At 44.0% G+C, this 19315-nt stretch carries 19 protein-coding genes; all 19 read left to right on the plus strand.

The features are described from left to right. Positions 1 to 17: 17 nt before the first annotated feature. Positions 18 to 947 (plus strand): sulfate adenylyltransferase subunit CysD, encoded by a 930-nt coding sequence (gene cysD / locus IBX50_RS04495; protein ID WP_292253727.1) that lies wholly within the window; start codon positions 18 to 20, stop codon positions 945 to 947. Next, on the plus strand, positions 948 to 2870 hold the full coding sequence (gene cysN, locus IBX50_RS04500; RefSeq protein ID WP_292253731.1) for a sulfate adenylyltransferase subunit CysN: 1923 nt from the start codon (positions 948 to 950) through the stop codon (positions 2868 to 2870). A 7-nt stretch (positions 2871 to 2877) separates the two neighbouring features. After that, positions 2878 to 3951 carry a dTDP-glucose 4,6-dehydratase gene (rfbB, locus tag IBX50_RS04505; protein WP_292253733.1) on the plus strand — a complete coding sequence of 358 codons (1074 nt, stop codon included), beginning with the start codon at positions 2878 to 2880 and terminating at the stop codon, positions 3949 to 3951. A 19-nt stretch (positions 3952 to 3970) separates the two neighbouring features. Next, a complete protein-coding gene (locus IBX50_RS04510) occupies positions 3971 to 5143 on the plus strand; it encodes an AAA family ATPase (RefSeq protein WP_292253735.1) in 1173 nt (390 codons plus the stop codon). Next, complete coding sequence (locus tag IBX50_RS04515; protein ID WP_292253738.1) at positions 5137 to 5748, plus strand: DUF4276 family protein; 612 nt, start codon at positions 5137 to 5139, stop codon at positions 5746 to 5748. The genes IBX50_RS04510 and IBX50_RS04515 overlap by 7 nt, the downstream gene beginning before the upstream one ends. A 27-nt stretch (positions 5749 to 5775) precedes the next feature. Then, the gene (gene rfbA, locus IBX50_RS04520; protein ID WP_292253741.1) at positions 5776 to 6645 is read left to right on the plus strand and encodes a glucose-1-phosphate thymidylyltransferase RfbA; all 870 of its coding nucleotides are present in this window, start codon (positions 5776 to 5778) and stop codon (positions 6643 to 6645) included. Then, the gene (locus IBX50_RS04525; RefSeq protein ID WP_292253744.1) at positions 6642 to 7754 is read left to right on the plus strand and encodes a DegT/DnrJ/EryC1/StrS aminotransferase family protein; all 1113 of its coding nucleotides are present in this window, start codon (positions 6642 to 6644) and stop codon (positions 7752 to 7754) included. Before rfbA ends, IBX50_RS04525 begins: the two co-directional genes overlap by 4 nt. After that, entirely contained in the window at positions 7751 to 8440 is a 690-nt protein-coding gene (locus IBX50_RS04530; RefSeq protein WP_292253747.1) for a WbqC family protein, read from the plus strand. The genes IBX50_RS04525 and IBX50_RS04530 overlap by 4 nt, the downstream gene beginning before the upstream one ends. Positions 8441 to 8488: 48 nt before the next feature. Further along, a complete protein-coding gene (locus IBX50_RS04535; RefSeq protein WP_292253750.1) occupies positions 8489 to 9508 on the plus strand; it encodes a sulfotransferase in 1020 nt (339 codons plus the stop codon). 8 nt (positions 9509 to 9516) lie between these two features. Then, positions 9517 to 10203, plus strand: a complete 687-nt coding sequence (locus IBX50_RS04540; RefSeq protein ID WP_292253752.1) for a sulfotransferase — start codon at positions 9517 to 9519, stop codon at positions 10201 to 10203. Between the two features lie 16 nt (positions 10204 to 10219). Next, positions 10220 to 11689, plus strand: a complete 1470-nt coding sequence (locus IBX50_RS04545; protein ID WP_292253755.1) for a lipopolysaccharide biosynthesis protein — start codon at positions 10220 to 10222, stop codon at positions 11687 to 11689. Positions 11690 to 11748: 59 nt separating this feature from the next. Beyond that, complete coding sequence (locus IBX50_RS04550; RefSeq protein WP_292253758.1) at positions 11749 to 12720, plus strand: glycosyltransferase family 2 protein; 972 nt, start codon at positions 11749 to 11751, stop codon at positions 12718 to 12720. Further along, positions 12717 to 13826: a hypothetical protein gene (locus IBX50_RS04555; protein WP_292253760.1), complete on the plus strand. Its 1110-nt coding sequence runs from the start codon at positions 12717 to 12719 to the stop codon at positions 13824 to 13826. The genes IBX50_RS04550 and IBX50_RS04555 overlap by 4 nt, the downstream gene beginning before the upstream one ends. After that, positions 13817 to 14440, plus strand: coding sequence for a hypothetical protein (locus tag IBX50_RS04560; RefSeq protein WP_292253763.1), 624 nt, complete (start codon positions 13817 to 13819; stop codon positions 14438 to 14440). Before IBX50_RS04555 ends, IBX50_RS04560 begins: the two co-directional genes overlap by 10 nt. Next, positions 14433 to 15695: a CDP-glycerol glycerophosphotransferase family protein gene (locus tag IBX50_RS04565; protein ID WP_292253765.1), complete on the plus strand. Its 1263-nt coding sequence runs from the start codon at positions 14433 to 14435 to the stop codon at positions 15693 to 15695. The genes IBX50_RS04560 and IBX50_RS04565 overlap by 8 nt, the downstream gene beginning before the upstream one ends. Further along, complete coding sequence (locus IBX50_RS04570; RefSeq protein ID WP_292253767.1) at positions 15682 to 16776, plus strand: hypothetical protein; 1095 nt, start codon at positions 15682 to 15684, stop codon at positions 16774 to 16776. Before IBX50_RS04565 ends, IBX50_RS04570 begins: the two co-directional genes overlap by 14 nt. After that, the gene (locus IBX50_RS04575; protein WP_292253769.1) at positions 16766 to 17629 is read left to right on the plus strand and encodes a glycosyltransferase; all 864 of its coding nucleotides are present in this window, start codon (positions 16766 to 16768) and stop codon (positions 17627 to 17629) included. Before IBX50_RS04570 ends, IBX50_RS04575 begins: the two co-directional genes overlap by 11 nt. Beyond that, entirely contained in the window at positions 17629 to 18681 is a 1053-nt protein-coding gene (locus tag IBX50_RS04580; RefSeq protein WP_292253771.1) for a glycosyltransferase, read from the plus strand. Before IBX50_RS04575 ends, IBX50_RS04580 begins: the two co-directional genes overlap by 1 nt. 142 nt (positions 18682 to 18823) lie before the next feature. Further along, positions 18824 to 19315, plus strand: a 492-nt coding sequence (locus IBX50_RS04585) for a hypothetical protein (RefSeq protein ID WP_292253773.1), incomplete at its 3' end; no start/stop codon positions are given.

The following is a 19315-nucleotide window of genomic DNA, read 5'->3' on the forward strand; positions in this document are numbered from 1 at the left end:
GTGTGTTCCAACCTTTTATGACTACTCAAAACCAAGCAATTCCTGATGCCGCACGGCAAACCCATCTGAAACAGCTCGAAGCCGAGTCCATTCACATCATTCGTGAGGTGGTGGCCGAGTTCGAGAATCCTGTGATGCTTTATTCCATTGGTAAAGACTCTTCGGTGATGCTGCATCTGGCTCGTAAAGCTTTTTACCCGGCCAGTCCGCCTTTTCCATTGATGCACATCGACACCACCTGGAAGTTCCGGGAGATGATCAGCTTCCGGGACCAGATGGCTGCAGAGGCAGGCATGGATCTGCTGGTGCATACCAATCAGGAAGGGGTGGCTGCCGGAATGAATCCCTTTGATCATGGTGGCAAATATACCGACATCATGAAAACGGAAGCCCTCAAGCAGGCACTCAACCATTATAAGTTTGATGCCGCTTTTGGTGGTGCCCGGCGTGATGAGGAAAAATCCCGCGCCAAGGAGCGCATTTTTTCCTTCCGCGACAAGTACCACCGCTGGGATCCGAAAAATCAGCGCCCTGAACTCTGGAACATTTACAACAGCAAGCACAACAAGGGTGAATCCATTCGTGCCTTCCCCCTGTCCAACTGGACGGAACTGGATATCTGGCAATACATCTGGCTGGAAAACATCAAGATCGTGCCGCTGTATTATTCTGCGCCCCGCCCTGTGCTTGAGCGGGATGGCATGTTGATCATGAAGGATGATGACCGCCTGCAATTGCAGGAAGGTGAGGTACTGCAGGAAAAATGGGTTCGCTTCAGAACCCTGGGCTGCTACCCGCTGACCGGTGCTGTGGAATCCAAAGCAACCACGCTGGAAGACATCATCCAGGAAATGCTGCTGACCAAAACCTCCGAGCGTTCAGGCCGTGCTATCGACCATGACCAAGCGGGTTCCATGGAAAAGAAAAAACGCGAAGGGTATTTTTAAATGTCACACCAATCAGAACTCATCGCTGAAAATATTCACGATTACCTGAAGCAGCATGAAAACAAAACCCTGTTACGTTTCATTACCTGTGGCAGTGTTGATGATGGCAAATCCACCCTGATCGGGCGTCTGTTGCATGACACCAAACTGATTTATGAAGATCAGCTGGCAGCCATCCAGCGCGACAGTAAAAAACACAACACCAGTGGTGAAGAGGTGGATCTGGCACTGCTGGTGGATGGTTTGCAGTCCGAGCGGGAGCAGGGCATCACCATTGATGTGGCTTACCGTTATTTCTCCACGGATCACCGCAAATACATCATTGCCGATACCCCCGGTCATGAGCAGTACACCCGCAACATGGCCACTGGTGCGTCTACCGCTCAGTTGGCGGTGATTCTGATTGATGCCCGTTATGGTGTGCAGACACAGACTCGCCGCCACAGCTTTATCTGTTCACTGCTGGGCATCCGCCATCTAGTGATTGCTGTGAACAAGATGGATCTGATGGGTTTCAGTCAGGAGACGTTCAACAGCATTCAGGCGGACTACCTGCATTTTGCCGAGCAGTTGAACAATCGCTCACAACTGGATATCCAGTTCATCCCCATGTCTGCCCTGAAAGGCGACAACGTGGTGAATGCCAGTGAACAGATGCCCTGGTATCAGGGACCAACACTGATGCAGTTGCTGGATAACCTTGAAATCACCAAAGACATCAATCTGCAGGATCTGCGTTTTCCGGTGCAGTATGTCAATCGTCCGAACTTGGATTTTCGTGGCTATTGCGGCACCCTGGCGTCCGGCGTGTTGACCGTCGGAGATGCCGTCAAGGTGTTGCCATCGGGCAAAACGGCCACCATTAAACAGCTGGTGACCTGGGATGGCGAGTTGCAGCAGGCCTGGCCGGGCCAGGCGCTGACACTGACACTGAATGAAGAAATTGATATTTCCCGCGGGGATCTGATTACTCAACCGGACAGTCTGGTGGATACCGGCCAGGTACTGGATGCGCATCTGGTGTGGATGAGTGAGCAACCACTGCAAGTGGGCAAACAGTATGAGTTCAAGGTGGGCACCCAGACGGTCAGTAGTTATGTTACGGAGATTCACCACCAGATTGATGTGAACACCCTGCAGCAACACTCTGCTGACCATCTGCCGTTGAATGCCATCGGTCTGTGCCGGATCGAGGTTACCGCGCCGGTGGTGATTGACAGTTACGATACACGCCCCGCCACAGGTGGCTTTATTGTGATTGACCGGCTGAGTAATGCGACGCTTGCCGCTGGTATGATTGTGCGCAAGGCAGATACCGGGCCTTATGAGTTCAAGCAGCACGATAGCAAGTCGGAAGTGGTCTGGAATCACACCACCATTACTCCAGCCCTGAGAGCCACCCAAAAGAGCCAAATACCCCGTTGCATCTGGCTGACCGGCCTGTCCGGTTCAGGCAAGTCCACCCTCGCCAATGCCCTGGAACAAGCCCTCTACAAGCAGGGCTACCACACCATGCTGCTGGATGGTGATAATGTGCGCCACGGCCTGTGTAAGGATCTGGGCATGACGGATGCTGATCGTTCGGAAAATATCCGCCGAGTGGCTGAGGTTGCCAGGTTAATGACTGAGGCAGGATTGCTGGTGATCACTGCTTTCATTTCACCTTTCCGGAAAGACCGGGATGCAGCACGTGCCTTGTTTGCTGAAGGCGAGTTTATTGAAGTGCATGTGGATGCTCCGCTGGAGGTCTGTGAGGAGCGGGATCCGAAAGGCCTGTACAAAAAAGCCAGAAAGGGTGAAATCAAGGATTTCACCGGTGTGGATAGTGTTTACGAGAAACCAGAAAAACCGGAAGTGATCGTTAATACCAACGAACAATCACCCGAAGCTTTAGTAGAAATAATTATTAAAGCTATAAGGTAATTAAATTATGAAACTCCTCATCACTGGCGGCGCAGGTTTTATTGGTTCTGCTGTTATCCGCCACATCATCCACAGCACCCAAGATAGCGTAGTGAATGTTGATAAACTGACTTACGCAGGCAACCTGGAAAACCTCAGCCAGGTGAGTGACTCAGATCGCTATGCCTTTGTGCAAGTTGATATCTGCAACCGTGCTGAACTGGAACGTGTTTTTGCCGAACACCAGCCGGATGCCATCATGCACCTGGCGGCTGAAAGCCATGTCGATCGCTCGATAGATGGCCCCGCTGCTTTTATTGAAACCAACATCGTCGGCACCTATACCCTATTAGAAGTCGCCCGCAATTACTGGCAAGGCTTGGATGACACTCGACAACAAACTTTTCGCTTTCATCATATTTCTACTGATGAAGTCTACGGCGACCTGCCTCATCCCGATGAAAATGAAGAGGCCACTCAAAAGCTGTTTACAGAAACCACGGCCTACACCCCCAGCAGCCCTTACTCCGCCAGTAAAGCCAGTTCAGACCATCTGGTACGTGCCTGGCGCAGAACCTATGGCTTGCCAACCCTTGTTACCAACTGCTCTAACAACTACGGGCCTTACCACTTTCCAGAAAAGCTAGTGCCCTTGATGATCCTCAATGCTTTGGAAGGTAAAACGCTGCCGGTTTATGGTAAAGGCGATCAGATTCGTGACTGGCTCTATGTAGAGGATCATGCCCGCGCACTCTACAAGGTTGTGACAGAAGGTAAGATTGGTGAAACCTATAACATCGGCGGCCATAACGAAAAGCAGAACATCGACGTGGTACACACCATTTGCGATATCCTGCAGGAACTGGCCCCGGCTGCAACCCAATACCGAGATCTGATCACGCACGTACAAGACCGCCCCGGACATGACCGTCGCTACGCTATTGATGCCAGCAAAATCCAGCGTGAACTGGGTTGGCAACCGCAAGAAACCTTTGAATCGGGAATACGAAAAACCGTGAGCTGGTATCTTGACAACCTGGAATGGTGTCGGCGTGTACAGGATGGCACCTACAAGCGTGAGCGTTTAGGCGCACTGATCTAACAACAAAACAGGATTAGCCATGTTTCTGAAAGCCTTACACCTCAACGGCTTGCTCAGCTTTGGCACAGAATCTAAAGCCGTTGAGCTGGGTAACCTGAATATACTGATCGGCCCGAATGGCTCCGGCAAATCAAATTTTATTGAAGCCATAGACTTGTTGCGTGCTGCACCTACTGATTTCAGTACTTTTTTAAGTGATGGAGGCGGCATACGTGACTGGTTGTGGAAGGGAGGGCTACAAGGTAAGCAAGCCCGTGCACGCCTTGACGCAGTGCTCGATAACCCGAACGGTCCGCAGCCACTGCGTTACAGCCTGGAATTTATCGAAGAATACCAGCGCTTCACTATAGAAGATGAACGTGTTGAAAACGAAACCCCGACAGAAGGACACGCCAACCCCTATTTTTACTACCATTTTAATCAAGGACGGCCAACGCTCAATGTAAAGGGTAATAACCGCGAGCTACGGCGTGAAGACATCGAGTTCAACCGCTCCATTCTGGCCCAGCGCAAAGACCCCGAACAATACCCGGAAATTACCTATCTGGGCAAAGCACTAGGTAAAATCGGGCTGTATCGAGAGTGGAGTTTTGGCCGGTTTACCAAGCCACGTATCCCGCAAAAAGCGGACTTGCCCAACGAACACTTGCTGCCGGATGCCAGCAACCTCGGCCTGGTGTTGAACAGACTGCGACGTGATCCGGCAGCCAAACAGAAACTCCTGGAAGCGTTAAGCAACCTCTACGAAGGCATAGACGACTTCGATGTTCAGATAGAAGGCGGCACAGTGCAGGTATTCTTCCAGGAAGGGCGCAACATGATACCGGCAACCCGGCTGTCAGATGGAACGCTGCGCTACCTGTGCTTGCTGGCAATACTCTGCCATCCCCAGCCGCAACCGCTTATCTGCATTGAAGAGCCTGAACTGGGCTTGCACCCTGACATACTGCCGGTGATTGCAGACCTGCTGATTGAAGCCTCAGAAAGAACCCAGTTGATAGTAACAACCCATTCGGATGTGCTGGTTGATGCCATGACAAGTCAGCCTGAAAGTATTCTGGTATGTGAACGTGATATCGAAAACGGTACCCGAATAAATCGACTGAATAAGGAAGAATTACAGCCCTGGCTGCAGAAATATCGCCTGGGGCAATTATGGACAAGTGGCGAGCTGGGAGGCACACGATGGTAACCCTATATATAGAGGGGGGTGGTGATGCTCCCCAGTTGAAGGCACGTTGCCGCAAAGCGTTCAACAAATTCATCGAAAAAATGGGTTTTAAAGGCAAAATGCCAAAACTGGTAGCCTGCGGCAGCAGACGCAATGCTTACGAGCAATTTTGTACTGCCGTCGCACAAGGTAAAAACGCACTCTTGCTGGTCGACAGTGAGGCACCCGTAGTCAAGGCGCACGAGTTCAATGCCTGGTTGCACGTGCAGTCGCGTGAAGGGGATAGCTGGACAATGCCCGCCCAAGCCACACCTGAATCCTGTCACCTGATGGTCGAGTGCATGGAAAACTGGTTTCTGGCCGATATTCCGGCTTTGCAAGCCTATTATGGTGCCGGTTTCAAAGCAGATAAGTTACCCAGTGTTAGCCAAGGGCTTGAAAAAGTGAGTAAGCAGCAAGTCTATCACGGCTTGAAGCAAGCAGCCCAGTCGACCCGTAAGGGCAGCTACAGCAAGGGTGATCACTCCTTTGCCATTCTGGAACAGATCAACCCCGATAACGTCACGGCTGCCAGCGAATGGGCTTCCCACTTCAAGCAACGCTTACAGACGGAAATGGGTGTTTAGGCACACACAATATTCAAGGTGTAATACATGAAAGGCATTATCCTCGCCGGTGGTTCCGGCACCCGTTTGTATCCCATCACCAAGGGTGTGTCAAAGCAGTTGCTGCCGATTTATGACAAGCCGATGATCTATTATCCGCTGTCTGTGCTGATGCTGGCGGGTATTCGTGACATTCTGATCATCTCTACACCGGAAGATCGCCCCAACTTTGAAAAGCTGCTGGGTGATGGCAGCAACTTCGGTATACAGCTCAGTTATGCGCAGCAGCCTAGTCCAGATGGACTGGCTCAGGCATTCATCATCGGTGAAGACTTCATTGGCAAGGACAGTGTTTGCCTGGTGCTGGGTGACAATATTTTTTATGGTCAGGGTTTTTCACCCAAGTTGAAACAAGCAGCTGCCCGCACTTCCGGTGCTACCGTATTTGGATATCAAGTCAAAGACCCGGAACGCTTTGGCGTCGTCGCCTTTGATGACAACAACAAAGCGATCTCCATTGAAGAAAAACCCGAACACCCTAAATCTCACTACGCCGTAACCGGACTCTATTTCTATGATAACGATGTGGTGGAAATTGCCAAGCAGGTACAACCTTCTCATCGCGGTGAGCTGGAAATCACCAGCGTCAACCAAGCCTACCTTCAGCGCGGTGATCTGAACGTGGAGCTGTTAGGTAGAGGGTTTGCCTGGCTGGATACCGGCACTCATGAAAGCCTGCTGGAAGCGGCCCAGTTTGTTGAAACCATTGAAAAACGCCAGGGTTACAAGATTGCCTGTCTGGAAGAAATCGCCTGGCGCAATGGCTGGCTCAGCAATGGGGCGCTGGAGCAGCAGGGCAAGGCATTAAGCAAAAATGGTTATGGCCAATACCTGCTGGGCCTGGTGAAAGAAGCATGAGCCAGCCGATTATTCCGGTCACCAGACCTTACCTGCCCAGCAGAGAAAAGCTTGATCAATACATCGATGGCATTTACGAGCGCAATTGGCTGACCAACAACGGGCCGCTAGTACAAGAGCTTACCCAACGCCTAGAAGACTATTTGGGTGTGGAAAACTTGCTATTAGTCACTAATGGCACCCTGGCACTGCAAATTGCCTATAAGGTTTTAGGTATCACCGAGCCAGTCAAACAAGCCCCCGCTGAAGCCATAACAACACCTTTTACTTTTATTGCCACCGCTAGCTCACTGAAGTGGGAAGGCGTGCAGCCTGTTTTTGCTGATATCGACCCAGATACCTGGTGTTTAGACCCAGCCAATATTGAAGCCGCCATTAGCCCGAATACTCGGGCTATCCTACCGGTGCATGTTTTTGGCAACGCCTGTGAAGTAGAAACCATCGACGCTATTGCCCAAAAGCACAAATTAAAAGTCATCTACGATGCCTCCCACGCCTTCGGTGTGAAGTATAAAGGCGAAAGCCTGCTTAAACACGGCGATGCCGCCACCCTCAGCTTCCACGCCACCAAGCTTTTTCACACCGTAGAAGGCGGAGCGATTATCTTCAAGCGCAAAGAAGATCTGGAGCGGGCGAAGAAAATGATCAACTTTGGCATTACTGGACCAGAAACGATTGAGTGTCTGGGTATCAATGCCAAGTTGAATGAACTACAAGCCGCGATGGGGTTGTCTGTATTGGATGAAATGGAAGCTAACTTAAAGGCTCGTTCCGAGGTATGGCACCGCTACGAACAGTCCCTAAGTCAGGTCTTGCAACTGCAAGTCAAGCCAGAAAAACTGGATTATAACTACGCTTACTTCCCGGTGGTGTTCGAAAGCGAAGAAAAGGCTGTGCAAGTAGCGGCCATGCTAAAGGAAAACGGCGTACTGGCAAGGCGGTATTTCTATCCATCATTGGAATCCGTGGAATCTTTGGGAGCAGAGGCAGATCAGCCTATATCGAAAGACATTGCCAGCCGGATACTCTGCCTGCCAATTTTTGATCAGCTTTCCCAGGCCGACCAACAAAAGATTATTAATTTTATTACGGCGGAGCTGGAGGCATGAAGCTAGCAATAATGCAGCCATACCTATTCCCTTACATCGGCTATTTTCAGCTGATTTATGCTGCTGATCTTTTTCTGATCTATGACGATGTGGCTTATATAAAAAGAGGCTTTGTTAATAGAAACAATATTTTATCGCCTAATGGTGTTATTAGGTTTACTGTTTCCGTACCAGGCGCATCATTAAATAAAAAGTTTTCTGACCTTGAGTTTTCGAATGATGTAGCCAAGGTACTGAAAACTATTGACCATAGTTACACCAAAGCGCCTTATTTTAACGATGTCTTTCCAGTAATTCAGGGGGTTATGGAACTTAAAGATCGATCAATCGCAACAGTATGCCAAAAAAGTTTTGAGGACCTTTTTTCCTATCTTGGTATAGAAAAACAGTTCAAGAAAACCAGTGAACTTGACTACGACCGCTCTGTCTCTGCCCGTGATCGTCTGATTGCGCTGTGTCATCAGCTCGAAGCTGATTGTTACCTTAATACACCGGGAGGCCGTAAACTGTATGCTAAGCAAGATTTTGCCGAGAAAGGGATTGATTTGAAGTTTGTTGACACGTTACCGATGGAATACTCGCAGGGTGTTAACATGTTTGTTCCCAATTTATCAATTATTGATATGCTGATGAACTGTTCTCCGGAAGAGGTAAGATATTTATTGGGTCGCTATGAGTTGTCTTAGCTATAAATGTGGTTTTGATGTAAATAATTTATTGAAGTGAGAATTTACATGGCTGAGCTAGAGTCAAGGGTAAAGAATTTTTCACGTGTATCAGATTTGGAAATACTGTTAGCAGAGTTAAATGAAAATCTTGCTACAGCCAATGAAAAATATCTTGACAATAGAATAGAGCAATATTCAAAAATTTTTATAGTAGGCCCACTCCGCTCTGGAACTACACTGTTTACTCAGTGGCTTGCCAACACCGGCCTTGTCGCCTACCCAACCAATCTGCTGTCTCGTTTCTTTGGAGCGCCTCTGGTAGGTGCAAAAATTCAGCAATTATTGACGGACCCACGTTACAACTTTCGTAACGAAATTCTCGACTTCAACTCGGACATCAGCTTCAGCTCCGATAACGGTAAAACCAAAGGTGCATTGGCCCCGAATGAATTTTGGTATTTTTGGCGACGCTTCTTGCCCTTCGATGAACTGGATTACATGCCAGCGGACGAACTAAAACAAAAAGCCAACCTGGCAGGTTTACGGGATGAACTGAATGCACTGGCGAATATTTTCGAAAAACCCTTCGCTATGAAAGCCATGATCATGAACCAGAACATTCCAGAGCTGGCAGAACAGTTCGATAAGCCCCTGTTTATCTGGGTTCGGCGCGACCCGATCTTCAATATTCAGTCAGCACTGGAAGCTCGAAAACGTCAGTACGGCGATATAAACACCTGGTATTCTTTCAAGATTAAAGAATACCCCCATCTCAAAGATCTGAGCCCGCTGGAATCCGTTGCTGGCCAGATTGCTGCCATTAACAATTCAGTAGAGCGCGGCATTGCCGAATTGCCAAACCACAAGAAACTGGTTGTTCAGTACGAAGACTTCTGTCAGCGGCCAGAATACTACTACAATGAAATCTCCTGCCGGATGATAGATCAGGGTGGGGTAAGTGCTGATCAGGTGCCGAAATATACTGGGGAGACGAGTTTCGCCAATACCAATCGTTGGCGGTTAGAGGAGTATTCGCAGGCAGATGCAGAGCGGGTTTATGAAGCAGTCACAACGGGCAAGGAATAAGCAAAATCGTGTTAGGAAAAATTAAAAATCGTGTTCGCCAGAAGGCAACAGAGCTGCGTAACCAGCGTAAAGCCTCTGGCAAAGTTAAGTATTTCTGTATAGGCCGAAACAAGACAGGGACGACCTCGCTGAAGCGTGCTTTTGAAGATTTAGGCTATCCGATAGGAAACCAGCGCAACGCAGAGATTCTCACCAGCGAGCATTACTTTGAAGGAAACTTCCAGCCCATCATTGATTACTGCAAAACTGCCCAGGTCTTTCAGGATGTACCATTCAGCTACCCGGAAACCTATAAGAATCTGGATAAAGCCTACCCTGGCAGCAAGTTTATACTCACAATCCGTGATGATGAAGAGCAGTGGTACCGGTCGATCACCCGCTTTCACGCCAAGAAATTTGGTAAGGATGGAAGAATACCGTCTGCTGAAGACCTGAAAAGCGCAACCTATGTGCAGCCGGGCTTTATGTACAACGTTGTTCGGGTGCACGGCACACCTGACAATGACCCCTACAATAAAGAGATTATGGTTACCCACTACAAGCAATATAATCAGGAAGTTATTGATTACTTTAAAGACCGTCCGGATGATTTGCTGGTGATTAATATTGCCGCAAAAGGCGCGTACCAGAAATTCGTAAATTTTCTGGGTGTGGATTCGCCGTTTGAAGAATTCCCTTGGGAGAACAAAACCTGATGCGGTGCTACGCTGAATGAAGTCGATGAACCGCAAAATCGGTGTTGGAGTCTTGTGGAACCTGGCCAGTATGTTCCTCACACGTGGCGCCAGTACCATCTTCATGCTGTTCCTCGCGCGTCTGCTGGCACCCGAAGCCTTTGGTCTGGTGGCTATGGCAATGGTGGTGTTTGAACTGGCGAATGCGTTCATCAACTCTGGGTTGGGAGCAGCATTGATACGCAGTAAAGAGGTATCAGGTGCGGATCTGAGCACGGTGTTCTACAGTAATCTGGGGCTTAGCCTAGTGGCGTATGCTGCAATTTTCGCCAGTGCCCCTTATATTGCAGCATTTTATAATCAACCCGAGTTGGCTGCGCTGGTTCAGATAATGGGGTTGGTAGTTTTTATCAATGCGGCCAGGGTTGTACAAACCGCCGTGCTCAGCCGCAAAATGGACTTTAAAACTCAGATGAAAGCCAACACTCTTGCAACCTTGGTGTCTGGTGTGCTCGCTGTGACGGCAGCTTACCATGGTTGGGGGGTGTGGAGTCTGGTGGTGCAGATGCTCAGTCAGGCGGCAGTTTCAGCTTTTATTCTTTGGGTCGGTAGTAGCTGGAGGCCAAGTTGGCAGTTTTCAACAGAATCTTTCACGCGACTATTCGCCTTTGGCCGGAACCTATTGGCTGAGGGGATTCTTTCGGTGCTTTATCAGAATTCCTACATTCTCGTGATTGGTCGATTTTTTAGTGCCGAGCTGACAGGTCTTTATTATTTTGCCAAAAAGGTTAGCAATCTGATTTCAAAGCAGTTAACCGGTGCTGTTCAGCAAGCAACCTTTCCTGCACTTTCCACGCTACAGGATGATAACCCTACGCTCAAATACAAATATCGACAAATCATGCAACTGATGATGTTCCTGATTGCCCCCATCATGATGCTACTGGCAGGCTTGTCACCAACACTGATCGGCCTGGCTTTTGATGCTAGATGGCAGAGTGCTGTACCTTATCTGCAATTACTCTGTGTTGTAGGTATGTTATACCCCCTTCATGCACTGAACTTGAATCTGCTAAAAGTTAAAGGCCGCGCTGATTTGGTACTTAAAGTTGGCTTACTCAAAAAAAGTGTTAACCTCACCCTGCTATTTTTAGCAATACCTTACGGTGTAATAGGTATCGTGGTTTCTCAGGTGCTCGCCACATTCCTTGCACTGGTACCTAATACTTACTTTTCAGCAAAGCTTGTAGAATATTCACTACGTGAACAAGTAACAGATGTTACAAAGCCCATAGCTGCAGCTATTCTGGCGGGCTTGTCAGCATTTTGGGTAGCGGAGATCCTGCAAATACACCCTGCCGCCACACTGTTATTTAGCGGAATGGTTGGTACTGGAATATATGTGTTAGCAAGCATGATTATACGTGCAGAAGGACTGCTGATGTTGTGGAGTAAAGTAAGAAAACGGCTCAATAAAGTAAGAGTTTTTCCAGATAACCGTTCTTAATAATAAAGTTAAAATAATTTAGGGCAAGCATGAGAAACCTAAGAAGTGAAGATGAAATCATGGCTACCTGGAAAGGTAATCCAGATAAGCCAGTAGTGAGCATTTGCTGTATCACCTACAACCACGAACCCTATATCGAAGACGCACTTGAAGGATTCCTGATTCAAGAAACCGATTTTCCATTCGAAATCCTGATCCATGATGATGCGTCGACCGATCGTACTGCAGATATCATTCGAGAGTATGAAGCGAAATACCCAAAACTGATCAAGCCGATTTACCAGGTGGAGAACCAGTATTCAAAGGGCGCGTTAATCAGTCCAACTTTTAACTATCCACGTGCAAAAGGGCAATATATTGCAGTATGTGAGGGCGATGATTACTGGACGTATAAAAAAAAGCTTCAGAAACAATATGATTTTATGGAATTTAATCCTGAATATTCGGCTTGCGCACATAGAATTGAGGTGAAATTTGAAGGAGTTGAGAGTGAAGAGAGATTTTTTTGTGAACCTTTAATTGATCCTGAGTTCAATGAATTCATTAGTGTAAAACGGTATATAGCAATGGTAAGCTTATTTGCAAAAACATCGATAATGAATAATATTCCACATTGGGGTAAAGTTTTGGCGGGGGGACATATACTTTCACTACACTACCTGAGAATGAATGGCCGAATCTATTACATAAACGACAAGTCAATGGCTGTTCATAGGAAAAACCCAGGAGGAATAACTTTTAACCCTGGATTACGTTATAAGCCTAGTAAAATGGCAAGGTCGTTAAACTTTGTACGCAGGGATTGGTTTAAAATAAATCGATTAAGAATAACAATGTACGAAGGATTGTTTCTGGAGGCCCGTGATGAGTATAAACCATATATTGCGAATCAGCTTTCCACTGCATACATGAAAGCATCATTAAAGGAGTTTTTTAACTTTAACTTTAGCCGTGCAATTTTGTATTGTTTTAAACTTATAGTTCTTCGCTCAAATATAAAAATTTTAAATAAAAATGGCGAGGCGCTATGATTTTTAATTTTTTTAATTTTTTTAATTTTTTTAATTTTTCATTACAAGGTAAAGGTTGTCTCTATAACTATCTGGTATTTCAGTATGAATACTTCAAGTCCTCTGTAGATTTTAAATTATGTGTGGACTTTAAGATAATATGTGACAGCTCGTTTACACTAAATAAAACATTTTGCAAGGTTGTTAAAGACAAGAATGTTAGCTATAAGATTACTGATTGTGGAGAGTTTTTTTGGTTTATTGGGGATGAATTTGTTTATATGGATGGGGGCGATTCACTTAGTAAAATAAGTAAAATTCAGTTTTCAGAGAATTTCCCAAAAATGCAGGCAAGCATGATTATTGACTCAATTATGAGGTTTAGGTTGGGTCGCTTTGATATCTCTCTAGTTCATGCTGCTGCTGTGTCTAAAAATGGAAAAGGAGTACTCATACCAGCATGGAAGGGTATGGGGAAGACAGCACTAACAATTAAGCTTCTAAAATCAGGTTATGAATATCTTGCTGATGACCGAGTATGGGTTTCTAGTAGAGGAAGCATATATTCTTACCCGAGGTATGTTGTACTAAAAGACAGTAATTATCATTACTTTCCAGATTTCATGACATTAATAATAAGAGTAAAATATCGATTGACCAAGGCTATAAGTCTTGTTGAATGGAGGTTTAGTGGCGCTAATCTGTTAAGAAAAGTTCTGTATAGAGTGTTTAAAGTAAAAGCAAGACACTTTCATGTCCAAAAACTTCTACCTGATATAGTTGTTGCTAGCAGGGCTAATTTGAATTTTACTTTCATTTTATATCGTGAGAGTGTAGAAGAGCCAAGCATTCAACCACAAGAAGTTAGTTCAGTTTTGATGGCAATTGACTCAATAAATAATTATGAATGGGACACAGATTTACTAAAACTATGTGCAGCTAGAGATTTGTTGTTAAATTCACATGCTTCATGGAAAAAAGAATTTTTTCAGCTTCTAAATAACGATAAAGTTTCTCTGGATAAAGCATTTTGTACATCAATGTGTTTTAAAGCGGTTGTGCCGAAAAATCCAGTTGAAAATGATTTCGATGAGATTGTTGAACGTATGGATGAAATATGCAAGTAGCTATTGTTGGACCAGATGGGTCAGGTAAAACAAGTGTGTGTTTAGAGCTTTCCAAGAAAATAAATAACTCTATTGTTATTTATGGAGGAAAACGAAATTTTAATTATAAATTGACAAGTTTTTTTCTTTGGCTGTGGAAGGCTACAAGAAAAATTCCATTTTTCCCATCTTTTATTCCCCGCTTTTTTATGTATTATCCAATGGAGTTTTTAGAAAATGCTAATAAGTTTATTAAAAAGGATGGTGTATTGCAGATATATGACCGCCATCCTATTGATAGATTGGTATTAAAAAATGAGCGCCTTCTTAATAAAAAAGCAAAGTTTTTTGATCTTGATTTATCCCTGCTAAAAGCATTGTGTTGGTTATATAAGCGTAAATTTAATACGATCGATTTTATATTTATGCTAAATCCCTCTAGTGAAGTTTGCAATATGCGTTCAAACGGACAATATAAAAACTTAGAGTCGGTGAAAGCTAGACAGGAGGCATATTTATTGGCTCTTGAAGAATGGTCATCGATTGCTAAGCACGTTTGTATAGTTGAGATTTCGATTGATATGAAGGTTGTTGAAGTTTCTGATATTATTTACAGAAGGATATTAAATGTATAAATTTGGCTATATTGGTTATAAGTTATTGCTTCGACTTTACAGGTTGAAGATTGTTAAAAAAACATCACTAGCTATTGTGAATATATTATCATGCCTAGTTCCACTTAACGATAAACGTATTTTATTTGGCTCTATGAATGGGCGTTTTTATGGTGACAATAGTAAATACGTTTATGAGTGGCTATTGGAAAATAGGCCTGATTTAGCCCCTGTTTGGATGACTGCAAGCCGGGAAGTTTTTAGTACCTTGAAGGAAAGAGGACTCCCTGTTGCTTATACTTTTAGCTTGAAAGGTTTGTTCTATGTTCTATCAGCGCCGCTCGCTTTGTTTACAAATAGTCTAAGAGATATTTCGATTGATCCATTTTCTATCCCAGATAGAATGATGCTAATTTCTCTAAGGCATGGTCGTTCACCTAAACGTGTACGTTTTGCTCGGCTAGGGCATAAAATAACACGATTAGAGGAGCTGGAAAGGAATAGAGAGTCGAAACTTGTTCAATATGTAATTTCTACTTCGGAGTTTATTTCTGATATACAAGAAGAGTGTTTGCGGGTCGGAAGAGAAAAACATATTGTTACTGGCTACCCACGAAATGATAAATTGTTTGACCCTGAAGCTAGAGACAGGATTTATTTTAAGGATTTTACTTCTGATATTGATTATAGACATGTGATTCTATATGCGCCAACGTGGCGACACGGGCGCGATCCGGTTGAGTTTTTTCCGTTTAAAGATTTTGAAGTCAAAAGACTAATAGGATTTCTTGAAGAAAACAAAATCTTACTTCTGATGCGACCACATGCTGGTGACTTACAATATAAGAATCTAAATAATTTTTTAAATTATTTAGATTTATCTTCTGCATATATCAAAATTTCTAGACATGATTTGTTCCCAGATGTTAATGCTTTGCTTCCCTTTGTAAATGCATTGATTTGCGACTATTCAGCCTTATATCATGATTATTTGTTATTAAATCGCCCAATTATTTTTGTGCCCTATGACTTTGATGATTTCTCAAGTGATAATGGTTTTCTATATGATTATTTTAAATACCTCCCGGGCCCTGTAGTAACAAGTCTCAATTGTTTTATCTCAGAATTGAAGAGTGTTGCCACTGGAAAAGATGAGTATTCAGATAAGAGAGATATTTTAAAAAATATGGTGCATGGTTATAGTGATGATCAATCAACATTAAGGGTTGTTAAGGTTTTAGATAAAATAAGAGGATCAAAAAGTGTCAAAACTTGAAGAAATCCTACATGGTTTTGCGGGTTCTTATCTGACATCACAATCCAGTATAGGCGCTTTTCCAGCAGGTCATAACGGCCCTTATATTGATCCTGAAAAACCCACACGAAATACCGCTCATGCTTTGTTTTTACTTGCAAGTATTTATGCGCGTGAGCCAAGTGAATTGATTAAGTCTGCAGCGGTGCGTGCAATCGATTATTTGTTTAGTGTAGAGGCGCGTCCGGCGAGTGCAACGTTTTATTGCCGTGATAAGGAAGGTAAGGATCACTGTAACGGTTTAGTCGGCCAGGCTTGGGTAATGGAGGCTTTAATTAAAGCAGCTAAGGTGTTTGACAGGCCAGATTGTTATAAACTGGCCGAAGAGGTTTTTTTGTTGCATAAGTTCAATGAAAAAATTGGTATTTGGCACCGCGTTGAAATTGATGGTGCTGAATTGTCATTCGATGGTACCTTTAATCACCAGCTTTGGTTTGCTGCTGTTGCGGCTCAATTGGATAAAACACCTGTTGCGCAAGAGCAAGCGTTATCTTTTTTAAGAAAAGTCGCAAGTAAAGTCATGCTGTATCCTAACGGCGTAGTTTTTCATGGTTCGCCGATGGGGTCGGTGTTTGATTATTTGTCATTGGGTTTACGTCGTTTTGCGGGTCAAGTTAAAGGTCGATTAGTTTTAAAACGCCGGTTGGCTGATTTGTATTCTAAGTCTGTTGGTTATCATGGTTTTAATTTATATGCTTATGCCATGCTAAAGGATATTTTTCCTAGTGAAGCAATTTGGTCATCAGACTTAATCGCCAAAATCACTGATGTGGTTGAATCATCTGATTTTCAATCTGAGCTTGTGAATTCAGAGTTTGGCTATTTTTATAATGTGTCGGGCATTGAAATCGCTTTCGCGATGGAAGTTTTGTGTAATGATAAAGAACGCGCACAGACCTGGTTAAATAGGCAGTTTGAATATACCTGTGAGGATGCGGCGTATCCTTTAACAAAAGGGGTGGTCGATAAAAACACGGCGATGGCACGTTTGTATCAAGCTGCACGTTTAAAAAATGATTACGAGGTCAAGTGTGGCAAATAAAAAAATGGTTTCAGTAATTATTCCAACGTATCACGATTGGGATAGATTGGCGCTTTGTATTGAAGCACTTAAAAGTCAAACTTATCCAGCAGAGACATTTGAAGTGATCATAGTAAATAATGATCCTGATGATGCAGCATCTGAGCTAAACCTTACTGAAAACTTTCAACTTATCTCAGAAAGCAGTCCAGGTTCTTATGCCGCTAGAAACGCTGGTCTAGCCATAGCAAGAGGTGAGATTGTTGCTTTTACTGACTCCGATTGTATACCTGATAAAGACTGGATTATAAACTCAGTTAAACATTTAGAAGAAGGTGCAGAAAGACTTGCTGGGCGTGTTGAGCTTTTTTTTAAATCCAAAAGGCACAGTATTTCTGAGATTTATGAGAAAGCTTTTTCATTTGATCAAGAGCTTACAGCTTCTTATGGTGGGGCAATAACTGCAAACATGATTACATGGAAAAAAAACTTTGATATCGTTGGCCTTTTTGACTCTAATTTAATGTCAGGTGGTGATAATGAATGGGCTGGTAGAGCAGAGGCAATGGGTATAAAAGTTGTTTATGCTAAAGATGCTATTGTTTACCACCCTGCTCGTGACAGTATTAAAGATTTAATCAAGAAGAAAAGAAGAGTTGCTGCTGGCCTTTTGCGTGTAAATAGGCTGTCAATACTAGATATATTGGCTAAAGGCTTCTTTGTAAATCCTTCGCGCGCTATAAGAGCATACAGGATCGGTAGGGTCAGTTTTTTTGAATCATTAGTATCTTTTTTTGTTTTGTTTTTTCTTAAGTTAGTTCAAACGCTAGAGCAGTTGTTGTTGGTTTTAAGTTTAAAGAAGGATGAGAGGTAATGAGAGTTCTTTATCTGTGTGACTTTGATCTTTCTAGGTATTCAGGTAAAGATCGTGCAACTCGCCAAAAATTAAGAGCTTTATCAAAATGCGTCGAGCAACTTGATTGTTTAAGCGCCAATAGCAGGTTTAATAAAGGTTTTAATGTCGTGCTTTTAGATTTTAAGGCTTTTTATTTTATTTTAAAAAAAAGGCCTGATGTTTTTGTAAGTAGGGGTTATGCCGGGTTTTTTAGTCTTGTGTTGTGTAAGGTCTTGAGAATTAAATCAGTACGCGAAATACATTCTGATCCAAAAGATGAGTTGCAGTATCTTGATAAGCCTAAATTGGTTAAATTGGCTATCTATGTTGCTTCACACCTATCACACTTTCTTGATAAGAATAGTGATAAAAGAATCTTCAATCACCCACTACTTAAGGCGTGGTATGAATCTAAGTATGGATGGAAGACTGGTAATTATTTTGTTTATAATGGATTTTCTGTAGACGATTTGGTGGAGTATGAGAAGTATTCTTGCCGTAAACAGTTTGGGTTTTCCGATAATGTAAACTATATTGCTTTTACTGGCTCTGCTAGCTACTGGCATGGGGTGGATTATTTGGTTGAATTGCAGCGTGAATTAAATAGAATTTGTTCAAATGTTAAAATTGTTTGCGCCGGTGGTAAAGTACCTGTTGAATTAGATCCTGACAAGATTATAAAAAATATAACTCCGCTAGATGATGTTGGGTGTGCAAAGATTATTTGTGCTGCTGATGCTTGTATACTGCCAGTAAAAGATGTACGTGTTAGTCCTGGCAGCCCGTTAAAACTGTATGATTATATTTCTCATAAAAAGCCTGTGATTACTCAAAATGACCTTGTTGGTTATAGTGATGAAGTTGAGAGATATGGTTGTGGCCTTTTGGTTGATTTTTCTGAGCCAAAGTTGGCTGCTTTTGAAATAATTAACTTTATTGACTCCATTGTGCTGCCAGAGTTTGATGTTACTGTATTTTCTTGGGATTCGCGGATGCGTGAATGGGCTGATATTTTCAGAGATTCTAAATAGGTTTAAATTTGTTACACATATCTTTTGTTTTATATTTCCGATGTTTGGTCTAGAAGAACTGAATCCGCAGTAAATCGCGTGCAAAAAAATTTTTTCTAGTCAAAATGGTTAAATCCTACCATCTCGTGTGGAATGATTTGTAATGTCTGAGTTTCTAGGTCTACTGGGTTTGGCACTTGTTGCTGCACTAACTTTACTATGCGCTCAGCGCTGGTCATTTCTTTCAGTTATTCTGTTTAGTGCTTTTCTGATTCGTGCTGTCGCATCTATTTTTAATGCCTATATCGCACCCCTGCCAGACAGCACTGCCGATGCGCGTACGTTTGAGATTGTTGCTTGGGAGTGGGCACAGGGAGGTGTTGCAGAAGCCATTCAGCAGTTTGCAGGCCCTGACAGTTACTTTATCAGCTGGATACTCTCTGTTTTGTACGCAGCAACTGATCGCAGCTTGTTAATGGCTCAATCAGTCAGCTTGCTGTTTGGTATGGGTACGGTTGTGTTGGGCACCCTATTAGCCAAGGAGATATGGGGTGTACGCACTGCCATCAAGGCAGGTTGGGTGCTTGCTCTCTTTCCTACGCTGATTCTTTACTCAGCCTTGGTGATGCGTGAAGCCTACATTTGGTTCTTTGTT

It is taken from the genome of Marinospirillum sp. (assembly GCF_014859565.1).